A 15,747-nucleotide genomic window follows, 5' to 3' on the forward strand; every position below is an offset into this window, starting at 1 on the left:
GCCGGCGATCGTGCCCCAAGCCTTCACGTTCCCGTCAATCAAGAATGGTCTTTTGACTATCGATTACAATCTTTTTCCACCTTGCGTTTTCTTCAGCAAAGACACTGATCAAAGCAGCAGCTTCCATTAGGCCCCACGAGGTAGACGTTAAGTCCTGCCCTTCGGCTCGGAAAAGATACGGAAGCACAGTCGACGCTTTTCGAGCGAGCCCGGACGAGAACGGTGACACCGTTAAATCCCAAGACTCGTTTCCCTCTATACGGTTAAAGAAATTTCCCCACCAGGGAGCTGGCGTCGATGCGGGATATTCTCCCGGATGCGAGTCAAGCGCAACCCTTGATAGCGCTGCTGGCTTGTATGCTTTTTCCAAGCTAATCTTTATCGCCAGCATGATTGACGGTAGGTAACTAACCGCAGATCCCGAGTCCTTGTCAGCGGCGTACACCTCGAGGACAAGGGTGTCTAATTCGCCGTTGCCTCGGATTTCGCTATCGTTGCTTTCCCCCACAAACCAAGGCGATAGCGGAGTCCCGGACATTATGGATACAGTAGCGTTGACAAGGCTCCACAAGTCTTCCGCGTCTTCCGATTCGCGAAGGGGGCCAAGCGGATTAATGCTCCACGCCCCGGTAAGAGACAGAATCATTGCTAACCATCGATCCAAACTTTAAACGCCACAATTAACCCAACTTGTCTTATAAGCCTTCATGGGGGAATCGACGGCTCCTAAAATATCCACATCCACGACGTTTCTGTACAACGTTTTGTCAAAGTTGCGGCACTGAGCTCGGGCATTAGAACGCTTTCCGCGTCCGCACCCTTGCGGAACGGTCACTGGTTGTCCTGTGGCTACCTTCTCCCAATCGCCGTTGGAGTTCTTTCGCTCAATCCAATTCTTCACGACGGCTTGTCCTCCGGCGGGGCCGCCGGTGTAGCATCCGTGAGCCGACACAGTGCCTTGGGAAAAATGGGGGTTATCCGCAACCATGACAAACGGTCCGATATTTCCACCAGCTCTTTCTTCAAGGTGCTCGGCACCGTCATCCGTGGTTTGCTCGATTTTCCATTGATCGGGAACTTGAGCAGTGTCAGTGGAAGGGGTGTCCGAAGTGTACGTCGGCACTTGGCTGGTGAGATGAGGCATAGCTTGCACGGGGGTCGCCATAGCCAGCGATACAAGCACCGTAGATGTCGCCAGCGCCAAATTTCTGAGGGTAGTTACTTTCACGATTCTTCACATCCTGGGAGTTAAGAGTTAGTTCAAGTGTAATCAATATGAATTTTATTTCAGGTTGGGGATTGGGTCGATGTTTTCTTGGGGGAATCAATGGTGGACTTTCAGCAGGCAGCACGGCCATCACAGAGTTCTCCTGGTTTAATGGCGCCGGATCGAAGGTGTAGCGACCCTGGCTGAGGTAGCTATCTGTAAAAGGGACTCCTAGTCTTTTCGTGTAAGGGTCTGTCATTTTTGTGCCTTAGCTATCCGGTTGGATTAAGTGGTTCGCCAAGGGAAGCGTGGGCGCCTGTGCTCGGGGTTATTGGCCCCTGGTTCACGGAATGTTTACCCAAAGTTGTCCCTGCTCAGGGTGTGGTTTTCCGGTCTGGCGGCTAGTTTTAGGAATTATGACTATTGGATTCCTTGTCAACCCTGACCTGACCCGCCGCAAGATCACCCTCGAGCTGGAGCACGCTAACCAGTTCCTGGGTGGGGCCACTGAAGACCGCGTGGCGGTGGCCTTCCAGGAAGATGGATCGACCTACGCTGCGTTGTTTAACCCGGATGCCCGCGCTGAGGGTGCGGAGCCGAACCCGGTGGCATCGTTGGCGCGTAACACCGCTGATACTGGCAACTCGGCCTTCCTGCAGGACCCGATTCGGGCGATCTCCGGCTCGGTGATCTTCGTGGGCGCGGAAGGCGACGACATTACTGATGACATCGTCGAAGGGGTGGAAAACTCCATTCGCGCCGTGCTGAACTACCGCGAAGACAACCCGGAGGAATACCAGCTCTGGCGCGCGGCCGTGATCAACACGGACAGGCAGGCCTAAGTCCGCTGGCGCGGTCCAGCCGCGTCGCGCGGCCTTCAATTACCGTCCCTTGGGAGAGGGACGGTGATCATTCTTTGTGCAATTGGCGAAAGTGACAGGTCAACGGCTCAAAAACTTGGGCCAAATGACAATACTTTCTAGATGTGCCTGGCATCGCTCCAACCGTTAGGATGGGCGGTGAGAGGCGGCGCGCCCGGTCGCGATAATTTCTTCGCGCCCCTACCTGGTTGCGGCAGGCGCGTGAGCCACGAGTGGAGCAACCAAAAAGGAGTACCTCATGACCCTGACAGTGACTGACATCTTCAGCATCGGTATCGGCCCGTCGTCGTCGCACACAGTCGGCCCCATGCGCGCGGCCAAGGCCTTTGTGGACTCGCTGGTCGAATACCCGGCGCTGGTGCGCTGCGAGCTGCGTGGCTCCCTTTCGGCCACAGGCCTGGGGCACGCCACGGACCGCGCGGTCATCCTCGGCATGGTGGGCTGGACTCCGCTAGACGTGCCGTTGGACGCGGAGCCGGTCGCCGGCACCAACATCCCGCGCGAGGGCAGTGTCACCGGCCCGACCGGGACCATGGACTACAGCCTGGTCTTCGATAACGAGCCCTTCCCGGGCCACCCGAACTGTATGTTGTTCTCGGCCTACGACGCCGACGGCAAGTGCATTGCTGAGGGCGTGCCGTACTTCTCCGTAGGCGGCGGCTTCATCCAGACCCGCGCGGAGCTGGAGGCTTCCAAGCTGGCCGCGGAAAACCCGACGCCCATGCCGGCGAACATGCGCGCGCCCTACGAGTTTGACACCGGCGATGAGCTGCTGGAGCTGTGCGAGAAGCACGACCTGGCAATCTGGGAGATCATGCTGGCCAACGAGGCTTTCCTCCACGCCGACGAAGGCGGCGAGGACTTCGTGCTGGCCCACCTGGACCGGGTCTGGGAGGTCATGCAGCAGGCCGTGTCCCAGGGCATCGAGACCGACGGCATCCTGCCGGGCGGCCTCCTGGTCCCGCGCCGCGCGCCGAAGCTCTACCAGGACCTGCTGGCCCAGAGCGAGGAGGAGGACTCCGGCCTGGAGGCCATGGACTGGGTGGACCTCTACGCGCTGGCCGTCAACGAGCAGAACGCCGCCGGCGGCCGCGTGATTACCGCCCCGACCAACGGTGCCTGCGGCATCCTGCCGGCCGTGCTGCACTACGCGCGTGACTTCCAGCGCGGCTTCAACAAGCACAGCGTTCACCGCTACCTGCTGACCGCCGGCGCGGTGGCCATCATTATCAAGACGAACGCTTCTATCTCCGGCGCCGAGGTCGGCTGCCAGGGTGAGGTCGGCTCGGCTTCCTCCATGGCAGCCGCCGGCATGGCCGAGCTGCTGGGCGGCACGCCCCGGCAGGTGGAAAACGCCGCCGAGATCGCGCTCGAGCACAACCTCGGCCTGACCTGCGACCCCATCGGCGGTCTGGTGCAGATCCCCTGCATCGAGCGCAACGCCGTCGGCGCCGTCAAGGCCATCAACTCCGCCCGCCTGGCCAAGCGCGGCGAGGGCTCCCACGTTGTCTCCCTGGACAATGCGGTCACGACCATGGCAGAAACCGGCCGGGACATGCTCTCCAAGTACAAGGAGACCTCCCTGGGCGGGCTGGCCAAGACCATGGGCTTCACCGTCGCCCAGGTCTCCTGCTAGTAGCACCCTGAAGGTTTAAAGCGCAGGGACACCCTGCGGCCCCGCCGGTGGCTTGCACGAGCTGCCGGCGGGGCCTTTTGCATGTCGGGTTTGGCTGCTGCCGGGGGAGGGCCCGGCGGTGTGGCTTAGGGAATGTGGCTTGGTGGGGCAGTTTGGCGTTGCGGCCCGGTGGTGCGGGGGAGCGGCGGGTTCGTGCGCGGCGGGGGAATGGTGTTGTTGTCGGTTAGCAGTCGCGCGGGTAGAGTGCTAGATAGGTTGTTTGACCCACAGTTGTTCACCCGCGACGACGGCTGTGCTGGCAATGCATGCAACCGGCACATACAACTCATTGATTCATAAACGGAGGAATCACACCATGGCAAACATCAAGCCGCTGGAAGATAAAGTTCTGGTCCAGATCGTCGAAGCGGAAACCACTACCGCTTCCGGCCTGGTAATCCCGGACTCGGCTAAGGAAAAGCCGCAAGAGGCGACCGTCATTGCCGTCGGCCCGGGCCGCACCAATGACAAGGGTGAAGTCGTCCCGGTGGGCGTCAACGAAGGCGACACCGTTATCTTCTCCAAGTTCGGTGGCACCGAGCTGAAGTACGACGGCCAGGAGTACCTGCTGCTGTCCGCTCGCGACCTGCTCGCCGTCATCGAAAAGTAAAAGGTGGTGTAGCCACTAATGGCAAAACTCATTGCATTTGATCAGGAGGCCCGCGAGGGCATCCAGCGCGGCGTCGACACCCTGGCCGACGCCGTCAAGGTCACCCTGGGCCCGCGCGGCCGCAACGTGGTTCTGTCCAAGGCCTTCGGTGGCCCGACCGTCACCAACGACGGCGTGACCATCGCCCGCGACATCGACCTGGACGAGCCCTTCGCCAACCTGGGCGCTCAGCTGGTCAAGTCCGTGGCCGTCAAGACCAACGACATCGCCGGCGACGGCACCACGACCGCGACGCTGCTGGCCCAGGCGCTGGTCTTCGAAGGCCTGCGCAACGTGGCCGCCGGCGCTAACCCGGTCGAGCTCAACCGCGGCATTGCTGCGGCCGCCGAGAAGACCGTGGAAGAGCTCAAGAAGCGCGCCACCCCGGTTAACTCCGCCTCCGAAATCGCCCAGGTCGCCACGGTTTCTTCCCGCGACCCGGAGATCGGCGAGATGGTCGCCGGCGCGATGGAAAAGGTCGGCAAGGACGGCGTGGTCACCGTGGAGGAATCCCAGACCATGGAGTCCACCGTGGATGTCACCGAAGGTATCTCCTTCGACAAGGGCTACCTCTCCCCGTACTTCGCGACGGAGGAAGAGACCAACCACGCCGTGCTCGACGACGCCCAGATCCTGCTGGTGCGCAACAAGATCTCCTCCCTGCCGGACTTCCTGCCGCTGCTGGAGAAGATTGCCGAGTCTGGCAAGCCGACCCTCATTATGGCCGAGGACATCGAGGGTGAGCCGCTGCAGGCCCTGGTGGTCAACTCCATCCGCAAGGTCCTGAAGGTCGTGGGTGTCAAGGCCCCGTACTTCGGTGACCGCCGCAAGGCCTTCATGGACGACCTGGCCGTCGTCACCGGCGCCACCGTCGTGGACCCGGAGCTGGGCATTAACCTCAACGAGGTCGGCCTCGAGGTTCTGGGCTCCGCACGCCGCGTGACCGTGACTAAGGAGGACACCGTCCTGGTCGACGGCGCCGGCACCGCCGAGGCCGTCGAAGAGCGCCGCGGCCAGATCCGCCGCGAGATCGAGCGCACCGACTCCACCTGGGACAAGGAAAAGCTCGAGGAGCGCCTGGCCAAGCTGTCCGGCGGCGTGGCCGTCATCCGCGTCGGCGCCGCCACCGAGACTGAGGTCAACGAGCGTAAGCTGCGCGTCGAGGACGCTATCAACGCCGCGCGTGCCGCGGTCGAGGAAGGCGTCATCGCCGGCGGCGGCTCCGCCCTGGTCCAGATCGCGCGCGAGCTGGAGACCTTCGCCCAGGACTTCGAGGGCGAGGCCAAGACCGGCGTGCTCTCCGTAGCCAAGGCGCTGTCCCGCCCGGCCTACTGGATCGCCACCAACGCCGGTGAGGACGGCGCCGTGGTCACCAACCGCGTGGCCGAGATGCCCAACGGTGAAGGCTTCAACGCCCACACCCTGGAGTACGGCAACCTCATCGACAACGGCATCATCGACCCGGTCAAGGTCACCCACTCCGCCGTCGTCAACGCCACCTCCGTGGCACGCATGGTGCTGACCACCGACGCTTCCGTCGTGGAAAAGCCCGCCGAGGAAGAAGAGTCCTCCCAGGGCCACCACCACCATCACTAAAACCGCGTGAGCTCACGCGCGCGGGAGACCGGCTCCGCCGAGTAATCGGCGGACCTTCCGCGTGAAAAGAGCCCGAGGGCCTCGCCCGGCTAGCCAGCCGGCGGGGCCCTTCATCGTGCTTTAAGCTATCTCTCGTGCCACAACAGGAATTCATCCGCGTCACCGGCGCGCGAGATAACAACCTGCGCGATATCAGCGTCGATATCCCGAAGCGCCAGCTGACCGTCTTTGTCGGGCTGTCGGGCTCCGGCAAGTCCAGCCTGGTCTTCGACACCATCGCGGCCGAGTCCCAGCGCCTGGTCAATGAGACCTACCCGGGCTTCGTCCAGGGTTTTATGCCGCAGACCGCCCGCCCCGATGTCGACCGCCTCGAGGGGCTGACCGCCGCCATCGTGGTGGGCCAGGAGCCGCTGGCGGCCAACGCGCGCTCCACCTTCGGCACGACCACGGACATCACCGGCATGCTGCGCGTGCTGTTTTTCCCGCATCGCGGAGCCGAACGCCGGCGGCCCGGCCGCCTATTCCTTCAACGTGCCCTCGGTGAGCGCGCAGGGCGCCATTCAGGTCGAGAAGGCCGGCGCAAAGAAGGAAGTCACCCATTTCCAGCGCACCGGCGGCATGTGCCCGGACTGCAGCGGCACCGGCCGGGTCACCGACCTCGACCTCACGGCGCTAGTGGATGAGTCGCTCAGCCTCGACGACGGCGCCATCATTGTCCCGCGCCTTAAGGTCGGCTCCTGGACCTGGCAGAGCTACGCCCAGTCCGGGCTGTACCCCACGGACGTGCCCGTCGCCGAGTTCACCGACGAGCAAAAGCACGCCCTCTACTACCTCGACGACGTCAAGGTGAAGGTCAACGGCATTAACATCTCCTACCAGGGGCTGGTGCCTAGGCTGGAAGGCTCGACGCTGTCCAAAGACCCGCAGCAGCTGCCCAAGCAGATGCGGGAATTCGTCGAACGCGCCGCCCGCTTCGTCGACTGCCCGGCCTGCGAGGGAACCCGCCTGGCCGAGCACGCCCGCCAGTCCTATATCGCGGGTGTTTCCCTGGCGGAGGTCTCCCAGTGGGAGCTGACTGAGGTCTACTCCTGGCTGGAGAGCCTGGAGGATGTCCGCGTGGCCCCACTGGTGGACAACCTGCGCCAGGCGGTCAACAGCGCGGTGGAGATCGGCCTGGGCTACCTCAGTCTGGACCGGTCGGCGGGCACCCTCTCGGGCGGGGAAGCGCAGCGCACCCGTATGGTCCGGCACCTGGGCTCGGCCCTGACGGATATCACCTATGTCTTCGACGAGCCGACCGCGGGCCTGCACCCGCAGGACATCGAGCGCCTCAACCGCCTGCTGCTGCGCCTGCGGGACAAGGGCAATACCGTCCTCGTGGTCGAGCACAAGCACGCGACCATCGAAATCGCCGACTACGTCGTGGAGCTCGGCCCCGGCGCCGGGGCGCAGGGCGGGCAGGTGGTCTTCACCGGCACCGTCGAGCAGCTCGCCGAGGCGGACACGGCCACCGCGCGGGCGCTCACCCTGCAGGCCGGCCTCAAGGACGAGGTCCGCACGCCCACCGGGGCCATCGAGGTGCGCGGCGCGAGCGCAAACAACCTGCGCGACGTCGACGTCGATATCCCCACCGGGGTGCTCACCGCCATTACCGGCGTGGCCGGCTCGGGCAAGTCCTCGCTGCTGGCCTGCCTGCCGCAGCAGCTTGTGGAGGACGGCCGCGTCCTCATGGTCGACCAAGCCACCATCACCGGGTCTCGGCGCTCGAACCCGGCGACCTACACGGGCGCGCTCGAGCCCATCCGCAAGGCCTTCGCCAAGGCGAACGAGGTCAAGCCCGCGCTGTTTTCGGCCAACTCCGCCGGCGCCTGCCCGAACTGCAACGGCGCCGGGGTGGTCTACGTGGAGCTGGGCGTGATGACCGGGGTCGACGTGCCCTGCGAGGTCTGCGAGGGTAAGCGTTTTTCCGCGGAGGTGCTCGCGTATACCTTCGGCGAAAAGGACATCGCGGAGGTCCTCGATATGCCCGCCGCGGAGGCCGCCGAGTTCTTCGCCGCCAAGGAAACCCGCGTGCCGGCCGCGGCGAAAATCTGCGAGATCCTGCGCACCGTCGGCCTGGGCTATATCCACCTGGGCCAGCCGCTGAACACCCTGTCGGGTGGGGAGCGTCAGCGGCTGAAGCTGGCCGTGCACATGGCGGATAAGAAGGCGACGGCCGACGTGCTCATCCTGGACGAGCCGACCACGGGCCTGCACCTGCTGGACACGCAGGTGCTGCTGGAGCTGCTAGACGAACTCGTCGACAGCGGGCACACCGTCGTCTGCGTCGAGCACCACCCGGCGGTTATCGCCCACGCCGATCACGTCATCGATTTGGGCCCCGGGGCCGGCTCAGCCGGCGGCCGCGTCGTGGACAGCACGAGCCCGCGCGGGCTCACCGAAGTCGCGGGCTCAGTCACCGGCAGCTACCTGGCCCGTTACCTGGCCCACGAGGCCTAGGAAACCACAAAAAGCGCCACCGGGCGGGCAGGTCAGCAGACTGCCTCATTGGGCAGCGCGGTGGCCTGTGCGCCAGTGGCGGTAGGGGTCAAGCCCTAACGGGAAACCGCCTAGACGGTAACCGGGGCGACCTTGGTGACCTGGGCGCGCTTGTTGCGGGCGCGCAGGGCGTGGGAGCGCTCGGACTCGGACATGCCGCCCCACACGCCGTAGGGCTCAGCGGACTGGAGGGCGTGCTCGCGGCACAGCTCGATGACCGGGCAGGCGTTGCAGATGGCCTTCGCGCGGTTCTCACGCTGCGCGCGGGCACGGCCGCGTTCCCCGTCCGGGTGGTAGAAAACATCCGAGTTCTTCCCGCGGCATGCTCCATGCAGTTGCCATTCCCAAAAATCTGCGTTCGGTCCGGGAAGCAGATGCGGCTGTGACACGACGAAATCTCCTCAATTGGTTAATTCGGGACTTGAAGTATTCCGGTTTGGCAGTGTGGCCCGCATCGGTAAACGTTTGGTTGCCAGCTGGTTGCCAGCTGGTTTTCTGGTTGCCTCAATCCTGGCGATTATCCGCCTGGCCAGGGCGTATGCACAAAGGTTAAAGTTTGGTGAACTTTGTCTACCGCGGCGTGGGCTACTACCTTCGGGGTAGAAAGAGTCAGGTGAAAGACTCCGTGTCGTAGCTAAAAGTAAAATCACGATGATGAATTAGACGCTGATCATCGGTATAGTTCTGAGACGGCTAATTTCCGAACCGATCCGGTGCTCGCTCCCACGCCCTAAAAACGGGTGCCCGGGCCACCGTGCTGCTGTGAAACCGTAACTGAGAAAGTAGAGCCTGAACGTGAGTGATTCCGAGACCGAGCTAGCGGCCTTGGTGCCGTCGGCGGTATCGGGCGATCGCCGGGCTCTGCAAGAGGTCATCCGCCTGATCCACCCGCAGGTGGTGCGGTACTGCCGCGCCCGGATTGGCGGCCACCGCCATCCGACGGCCGACGACGTGGCGCAAGAGGTCTGCCTCGCCGTGGCGACCTCCCTGCCCAAGTACGAGGACAAGGGCCGGCCGTTCATGGCCTACGTCTACGGCATCGCCTTTAACAAGGTGGCGGACGCGCACCGCAACCTGGGGCGCGACCACTCGGTGCCCACCGAGGACCTGCCGGAGCAAACGGCTTCCGGCCACAGCCCGGAGGAATACGCGCTGGTTACGGAAGGAAGTAACAGAGTTCGCGAGTTACTCGATACATTAAGTGAAAAGGCTCGCAACATTGTGATTTTAAGGGTGTTCGTGGGGCTTTCCGCGGAGGAAACAGCCGCAGCCGTAGGTTCTACTCCGGGCGCGGTCCGGGTAGCTCAGCACCGAGCCCTCGGGCAGTTGCGCAAGCGGCTGGCTGAATCTCAAGAACAACTAAAACCAGATTTTTAAATTGTCCTGCACGGCAGGATCGGAAGGAGGGATGATCATGTCAAAGCGACGTCGGACCGATGACACTAATGACTTGGCCGATCAGCTGCAGCCCTTAGTTGATGACGATCACTTCCTGACCGATCTATCCGCAGGAAAAGACCCCAGTGACGGCAGCGACGAGCTAGCGGCGTTGCTGATGGAACTGCGTGACGAGGTCCACCAGCCGCTGCCGCCGGTGCCGGTGGTTGCTCCGCTCGAAGGCGCTGAGTCGGCCGAGGGCACGGGGAACGCCGCGGGGGCCTCCGTGGCCTCGCTGGCGGCTCGCCGTAAGGCCAAGCGCCCGCGCCCGTTCGTCCACGGCCTCATCGGTGCGGCCGCGGCCACCCTGGTGATCGCCGGGGCCGGCGCGGTGGTCTACAACACCCAGGGCTTTGGCGCCCAGCACGATCCACAATCGGTCGAGCTGGCCGGCAAGCTGGATGAGATCGAGTCCCGTGCCGTCAGCGGCGACTGGGAGGGCGCGCAGTCCCTTCTGGCGGAGGCCCGCAAGATGCTGAACCTGGCCGAAGAGAAGGAAGCCGACGCCGAGGTCAAGCAGGACAAGGCCCGCTCGTCGCGGGTGGCCCGCCCGCGCCCGACGGAGACGGTGACCGAGACCGTGCCGCCCGAGCAGGACACGGAGGCCAACAAGCCGGCTCCCGCCCCAGAGCCGACCACGGTGACGGAGAAGGCCACCCAGACCGTGACGGTTACGGTGACCGAGACCGGGCTGCCCAACCCGCTGCCCGCGCCGACAGAACCCACGGAGGAGCCGAGCGCTTCCCCGGAGGAAAACGACGGTGAACTTGCTCCGCCGCAGGTGCAGCAGTAGCAGCTAAGTCCTTTTATAAAACGTCTTTTTACTAAACCGCTCTCGGCGGGGTGGGGTCCACCTTTTCGCCGGGGGCGGTTTTAGCGTGCGTCGAGGCCATCCAGGTAGCCCAGGGCGTAGTCCCAGGGCACGTAGCGGTTCGGGTCCGGCTCAGCGCCCGGCTCGTGCACCGGGGCGAGCTCGTTGTTCAAGGTCGCACGCATGTTGGCGGCCATGATGTCCCACTCGTAGAAGTGGTTTTCCTGGCAGTCTTCGCAGTAGAAGAAGATTCCGTCCACTCCGCGGGGCCCGAGCGCGCGGGCGAATTCCTGGACCAAGGCGAGGTCGTGGATCACGGCGGCGCGCTCCTCTTGGCTCAGCGGCTGTGCCTGCTCGTCTTCTTCCAGGAAGGAGGCGGGATCATTGGGGTCGTCGGCAAATGGGTCGCGGGGCATACTGGCGAAAAAGTTCACAGTTTAGAAGCCTATTTACTCAACCAGACTTAGGCAATTCTCCCCCGGACTCACGATGTGGCGCTAAAAGGCACTACAGTTAGGGTGCATACCACCAAAACTCGGCTTCGTTTTAAAGAGATGGGCACTCAAGATGACTGACAACCGCGTGCAAACTGGGGGAAACGACCCGGATAAGATCCTGCTCAATGGGCTGACCTTTGATGATGTGCTTCTGCTGCCGGCCGAATCCAATATCGTGCCTTCGGAGGTAGACACCTCGGCGCAGTTTACCCGCAACATCCGGCTGGGAATCCCGCTGTCCTCGGCGGCCATGGACACGGTCACGGAAGCGCGCATGGCTATCGCGATGGCCCGCCAGGGCGGCATCGGCGTGCTGCACCGCAACCTGTCGACCCAGGAGCAGGCCGAGCAGGTGGAAACGGTCAAGCGTTCCGAGTCCGGTATGGTCACCGACCCGGTGGTGGCGTCGCCGGATATGACCATCGAGGAAGTCGACGCCCTGTGCGCGCGGTTCCGTATCTCCGGCCTGCCGGTGGTCGATGACAAAGGCGTCCTGCTGGGCATCTGCACCAACCGCGACATGCGCTTCGAGCCGGACTTCCAGCGCAAGGTCTCGGACATCATGACCTCCATGCCGCTGGTGGTGGCCAAGGAGGGCGTGTCCAAGAGCGAGGCCCTGAAGCTGCTGTCGAACAACAAGGTCGAGAAGCTGCCCATCGTGGACGACAACAACGTGCTGGTCGGCCTCATCACCGTCAAGGACTTCGTGAAGTCCGAGCAGTACCCGAACGCCTCCAAGGATTCCTCCGGCCGCCTGCTAGTCGCCGCCGGCATCGGCACCGGCGAGGAGTCCTACGAGCGCGCCGGCGCCTTGGTGGACGCCGGCGTTGACGTGCTGGTCGTCGACTCCGCCCACGCCCACAACAACCGCGTGCTGGAGATGGTCTCCCGCGTGAAGAAGGATTTCGGCCACCGCGTGGACGTCGTGGGTGGCAACCTGGCCACCCGCGAGGCCGCCCAGGCCATGATCGACGCGGGAGCCGACGCCATCAAGGTTGGCATCGGCCCGGGCTCCATCTGCACCACCCGCGTCGTCGCCGGCGTGGGCGCCCCGCAGATCACCGCCATCATGGAGGCCGCCGCCGTGGCCGGCCCGGCCGGCGTCCCGATCATCGGTGACGGCGGCATGCAGTACTCCGGCGACGTCGCCAAGGCCCTGGCCGCCGGCGCCGACACCGTGATGCTGGGCTCCATGTTCGCCGGCACCAAGGAAGCCCCGGGCGACACCGTCGTCGTGGGCGGCAAGCAGTACAAGCGCTACCGCGGCATGGGCTCCATGGGCGCCATGCAGGGCCGCGGCCTGAGCGGCGAGAAGCGCTCCTACTCCAAGGACCGCTACTTCCAGGCCGACGTCAGGAGCGAGGACAAGCTGGTGCCGGAGGGCGTGGAAGGCAAGGTTCCTTACCGCGGCGAGATCGACGCGATCACCCACCAGATCATCGGTGGCCTGCGCGCGGCCATGGGATACACTGGCTCGGCCTCCATTGCGGATCTCAAGACCAAGCGCTTCGTCCGCATCACCGCGGCCGGCCTGCGCGAGTCCCACCCGCACGATCTACAGCAGACCGTTGAGGCCCCGAACTACCGCTAAGCAGCGCGTAGGCAACCCGTTATACGACACGTAGCACTACCCGCAACGTCGCAACACTCACAGATAAGGAGCAGCACATGCGCGACTACGTAGAAATCGGACTGGGGCGGCAGGCGCAGCGCACCTACGACCTGGACGATATTTCCCTGGTGCCCACCCGGCGCACGCGTTCCTCGAAGGACGTGGACACCACCTGGCACATCGACGCCTATACCTTCGACATCCCGTTCGTCTCCCACCCGACCGACGCCCTGGCCACGCCGGAATTCGTCATCGAGATGGGCAAGCAGGGCGGCCTGGGTGTTATCAACGCCGAGGGCCTGTGGGGCCGGCATGCGGACTTGGAGACCGCGCTCGAGCAGGTCTATTCCCACCCGGGCGATAACTCCGTCCTGCAGGAGCTGCACGCCGCGGACCTGGACACGGATCTGCTGACCGAGCGCATCCGTCAGGTGCGGGAGGCCGGCGTGACCGTGGCGGTGCGCGTGTCCCCGCAAAACGCCCGCGAGCTGGCCCCGGTGGTTATCGCGGCCGGCGCGGAGCTGCTGTTCATTCAGGGCACCCTGATCTCCGCCGAACACGTCAGCACCGGCGGCGAGCCGCTGAACCTGAAGGAGTTCATCGGTTCCCTGGACGTGCCGGTCATCGCCGGCGGCGTGGCGGACTACACCACCGCCCTGCACCTGATGCGCACCGGTGCGGCCGGCGTCATCGTGGGCGGCGGCGTGAACACCAACCCGGAGACCGTCGGCATCGACGTGCCCCTGGCCACCGCCGTAGCGGATGCCGCGGCCGCGCGCCGGGACTACCTGGACGAGACCGGCGGGCGCTACGTGCACCTTTTGGCCGACGGCGACTTCGTTAACTCCGCCGAGATCAGCAAGGCCGTGGCCTGCGGCGCCGACGGCGTCGTCCTGGGCCCGCTTCTGGCTTCGGCCCGCGAGGCCGGCGGCAAGGGCTGGTACTGGCCGGCCGCCGCCGGGCACCCGCGCTTCCCGCGCGGCTTCGTGGACTATGCCGCCGTCCCTGGCGACCTGGACGTCGACTTCCTCGACGGCGAGGCCGAGCACAACGCTCCGAGTCTCGAGGTGGTTCTGCACGGCCCGTCGAACGAGCCCTTCGGCCAGTTCAACCTGGTCGGCGGCCTCAAACGCGCCATGGCCAAGTGCGGCTACACAGACCTGAAGTCCTTCCAGAAGGTCAACCTCGCCATCCGCGGCTAAGCCGGGGAAGGCACGCGGCATAAAGCGCAGTCCCGGGAAGCTAGAGCGTCCGAAGCCCGGGAAGCGCTGGTCGCGAAAGACAAGGAGGGCATCGCCAAGCACGGCGATGCCCTCCTTCGCGTCTTAGCGTGCGGACTCCCGGTCCGGTCGTGCCGGGGCGTTTAAGTGCGGCGGGCCCTAGCTGCCGGCGACGATGCCCCAGGCGGAGACGGCCATGATGACAAGGCCCACGATGAAGACGAAGATGGTGTCCGGCCGGGTGGCGTAGTGCTTGAAGGCGGTGGCCTTGCGGAAGAGCAGCATGGGCACGATGTAGACCAAGAAGGCGACGAAGATGCCGCCGACGACGGAGATGAAGTCCAGGATGGACGGGTTGTAGACCGCCACGGCGACCGACCCGATAAAGACCATCACGTAGATGACGTAGGTGAGCTTTTTGCCCGTGAGCTTGTCCGCGGTGCGCGGGGCGAGCACGCGGAAGATGTACTTGGTGCCCTCCTCGGTGCCCAGCATATGGCCGGAGAAGGACGAGGCGATGGCGCAGATGGCCACCACGGGGGCGAGGAAAGCCATGAACGGGGTGTGGGTGACGTTGGCAAAGTAGGACAGGATCGGGATGTTGGCTTCGCCCGCGGCGTCCATGCCTTCCGCGCCCATGGCCATGGAGCAGGACCAGACGAAAAACATCGTGAAGGCTACCAGCAGGCAGGCGGTGATTAGTTCCACCCGGGAGACTTGGCGCTCGGTGCCGGCGACGTCATCGCCGTGGCCCTGCTGGGCGTCGAGCGCGAACTGGGACAGCGCCGCCATGTGGCTAAAGGAGAAGACCAGCACCGGCAGGATGAGCAGCAGGGACTTCCACAGGGGCGTGTCCGACTGGTAGCTGTAGAAGCTGGCCAGGTCCCACTGCGGGATGAGGTAGAAGGAGACCACCGCCAGGGCGATGATCAGCGGGTAGACCAGCGCGCTGCCTAGCCAGAGCACGGCCTTCTTGCCGGCGGCGAAGGCGAGGGTGAGCACGCCGATACAGACACTGGCCAGCACCCAGCGGTTGATTTCCGGGCCGCCGAGCTGGTTGACGATGAAGCTGTCGACGGTGTTGGTGATACTGATGCCGTAGATCAGCACGGTGGGGTAGATGGCCAGCCAGTACAGCAGCGCCGTCGCCAGCCCGCGCTTTCGCCCGGTCAGCGCCGTGATGACCTGCAAAACGTCCAGGCCCTTGATGGGGGAGGCGGCCACGATGCGCGCGTAGGTGCGGTGGGAGAAAAACACCACGGGCCCGATGAACGCGGTGGCGATAAGCAGTGGCCAGAAGCCGAAGCTGCCGGCGTTAATCGGCAAAAAGAGGATGCCCGCGCCGACCGCGGTGCCGAATAAGGTGATGGCCCACGTCAGGTCGGAGCCGGCGGAGGAGTCTTCGCCCTCTACCGGGTCTTGGATGTCCTCTTCGTGGATGTGCTCTAGGTCGAATTCTTCGCGCGACTGCGCAATATGCTCCGGGCTATGTTGCTCAGGCAGCTCGTCGCCGTGGATGGGAGTGCTCATTCCTGTCCTCCTCGTCGGATGTGAAATATGACACTCTACCATAGACGAGTGATAAACCGCGGGGCATCGGTTCGGGGGGATTGCCTGATTATGC

At 64.2% G+C, this 15,747-nt stretch carries 13 protein-coding genes and 1 pseudogene; 9 read left to right on the top strand and 5 right to left on the bottom strand.

The genetic code is table 11. The features are described 5' to 3' along the window. Window positions 1–34 precede the first annotated feature (34 nt). Both CCONF_RS02385 and CCONF_RS02390 read right to left on the bottom strand, forming a co-directional pair. Entirely contained in the window at window positions 35–538 is a 504-nt protein-coding gene (locus CCONF_RS02385; RefSeq protein ID WP_290224823.1) for a hypothetical protein, read from the bottom strand. 129 nt (window positions 539–667) lie between these two features. Further along, a complete protein-coding gene (locus tag CCONF_RS02390) occupies window positions 668–1,228 on the bottom strand; it encodes a hypothetical protein (RefSeq protein ID WP_290224824.1) in 561 nt (186 codons plus the stop codon). Window positions 1,229–1,623: 395 nt separating this feature from the next. Between CCONF_RS02390 and CCONF_RS02395 the strand changes: the two genes are divergently transcribed. From CCONF_RS02395 to CCONF_RS02415, 5 genes and pseudogenes are all read left to right on the top strand, one after another. Next, window positions 1,624–2,049 carry a hypothetical protein gene (locus tag CCONF_RS02395; protein ID WP_290224827.1) on the top strand — a complete coding sequence of 142 codons (426 nt, stop codon included), beginning with the start codon at window positions 1,624–1,626 and terminating at the stop codon, window positions 2,047–2,049. Window positions 2,050–2,326: 277 nt separating this feature from the next. Continuing rightward, window positions 2,327–3,724, top strand: coding sequence for an L-serine ammonia-lyase (locus CCONF_RS02400; RefSeq protein WP_290224830.1), 1,398 nt, complete (start codon window positions 2,327–2,329; stop codon window positions 3,722–3,724). A gap of 355 nt (window positions 3,725–4,079) precedes the next feature. Further along, entirely contained in the window at window positions 4,080–4,373 is a 294-nt protein-coding gene (gene groES, locus CCONF_RS02405; protein WP_070769183.1) for a co-chaperone GroES, read from the top strand. Between the two features lie 18 nt (window positions 4,374–4,391). After that, the gene (gene groL / locus CCONF_RS02410) at window positions 4,392–6,008 is read left to right on the top strand and encodes a chaperonin GroEL (RefSeq protein ID WP_290224835.1); all 1,617 of its coding nucleotides are present in this window, start codon (window positions 4,392–4,394) and stop codon (window positions 6,006–6,008) included. Window positions 6,009–6,142: 134 nt separating this feature from the next. After that, window positions 6,143–8,507: pseudogene (locus tag CCONF_RS02415) on the top strand (ATP-binding cassette domain-containing protein). 110 nt (window positions 8,508–8,617) lie between these two features. On the opposite strand, the gene CCONF_RS02420 reads toward CCONF_RS02415, so the two are convergent. After that, window positions 8,618–8,935 (bottom strand): WhiB family transcriptional regulator, encoded by a 318-nt coding sequence (locus CCONF_RS02420; RefSeq protein WP_290224837.1) that lies wholly within the window; start codon window positions 8,933–8,935, stop codon window positions 8,618–8,620. A gap of 406 nt (window positions 8,936–9,341) precedes the next feature. On the opposite strand from CCONF_RS02420, the gene CCONF_RS02425 reads away from it, so the two are divergent. Both CCONF_RS02425 and CCONF_RS02430 read left to right on the top strand, forming a co-directional pair. Then, window positions 9,342–9,923 (top strand): sigma-70 family RNA polymerase sigma factor, encoded by a 582-nt coding sequence (locus CCONF_RS02425; protein ID WP_290224839.1) that lies wholly within the window; start codon window positions 9,342–9,344, stop codon window positions 9,921–9,923. 37 nt (window positions 9,924–9,960) lie between these two features. Then, a complete protein-coding gene (locus CCONF_RS02430) occupies window positions 9,961–10,776 on the top strand; it encodes a hypothetical protein (RefSeq protein ID WP_290224842.1) in 816 nt (271 codons plus the stop codon). A gap of 80 nt (window positions 10,777–10,856) precedes the next feature. Here the strand turns inward: CCONF_RS02430 and CCONF_RS02435 are convergent, their stop codons facing one another. After that, window positions 10,857–11,228 carry a DUF5319 domain-containing protein gene (locus CCONF_RS02435; RefSeq protein WP_290224844.1) on the bottom strand — a complete coding sequence of 124 codons (372 nt, stop codon included), beginning with the start codon at window positions 11,226–11,228 and terminating at the stop codon, window positions 10,857–10,859. 133 nt (window positions 11,229–11,361) lie between these two features. Between CCONF_RS02435 and guaB the strand changes: the two genes are divergently transcribed. Next, window positions 11,362–12,882, top strand: a complete 1,521-nt coding sequence (gene guaB, locus CCONF_RS02440) for an IMP dehydrogenase (RefSeq protein WP_290224846.1) — start codon at window positions 11,362–11,364, stop codon at window positions 12,880–12,882. A 77-nt stretch (window positions 12,883–12,959) separates the two neighbouring features. Further along, window positions 12,960–14,105 (top strand): GuaB3 family IMP dehydrogenase-related protein, encoded by a 1,146-nt coding sequence (locus tag CCONF_RS02445; protein ID WP_290224848.1) that lies wholly within the window; start codon window positions 12,960–12,962, stop codon window positions 14,103–14,105. A gap of 177 nt (window positions 14,106–14,282) precedes the next feature. On the opposite strand, the gene CCONF_RS02450 is transcribed toward CCONF_RS02445, so the two are convergent. After that, entirely contained in the window at window positions 14,283–15,653 is a 1,371-nt protein-coding gene (locus CCONF_RS02450) for an amino acid permease (RefSeq protein WP_290224851.1), read from the bottom strand. Window positions 15,654–15,747 lie beyond the last annotated feature (94 nt).

It is taken from the genome of Corynebacterium confusum (assembly GCF_030408715.1).
In the GTDB taxonomy this organism is placed as follows: Bacteria; Actinomycetota; Actinomycetes; order Mycobacteriales; family Mycobacteriaceae; genus Corynebacterium; species Corynebacterium confusum.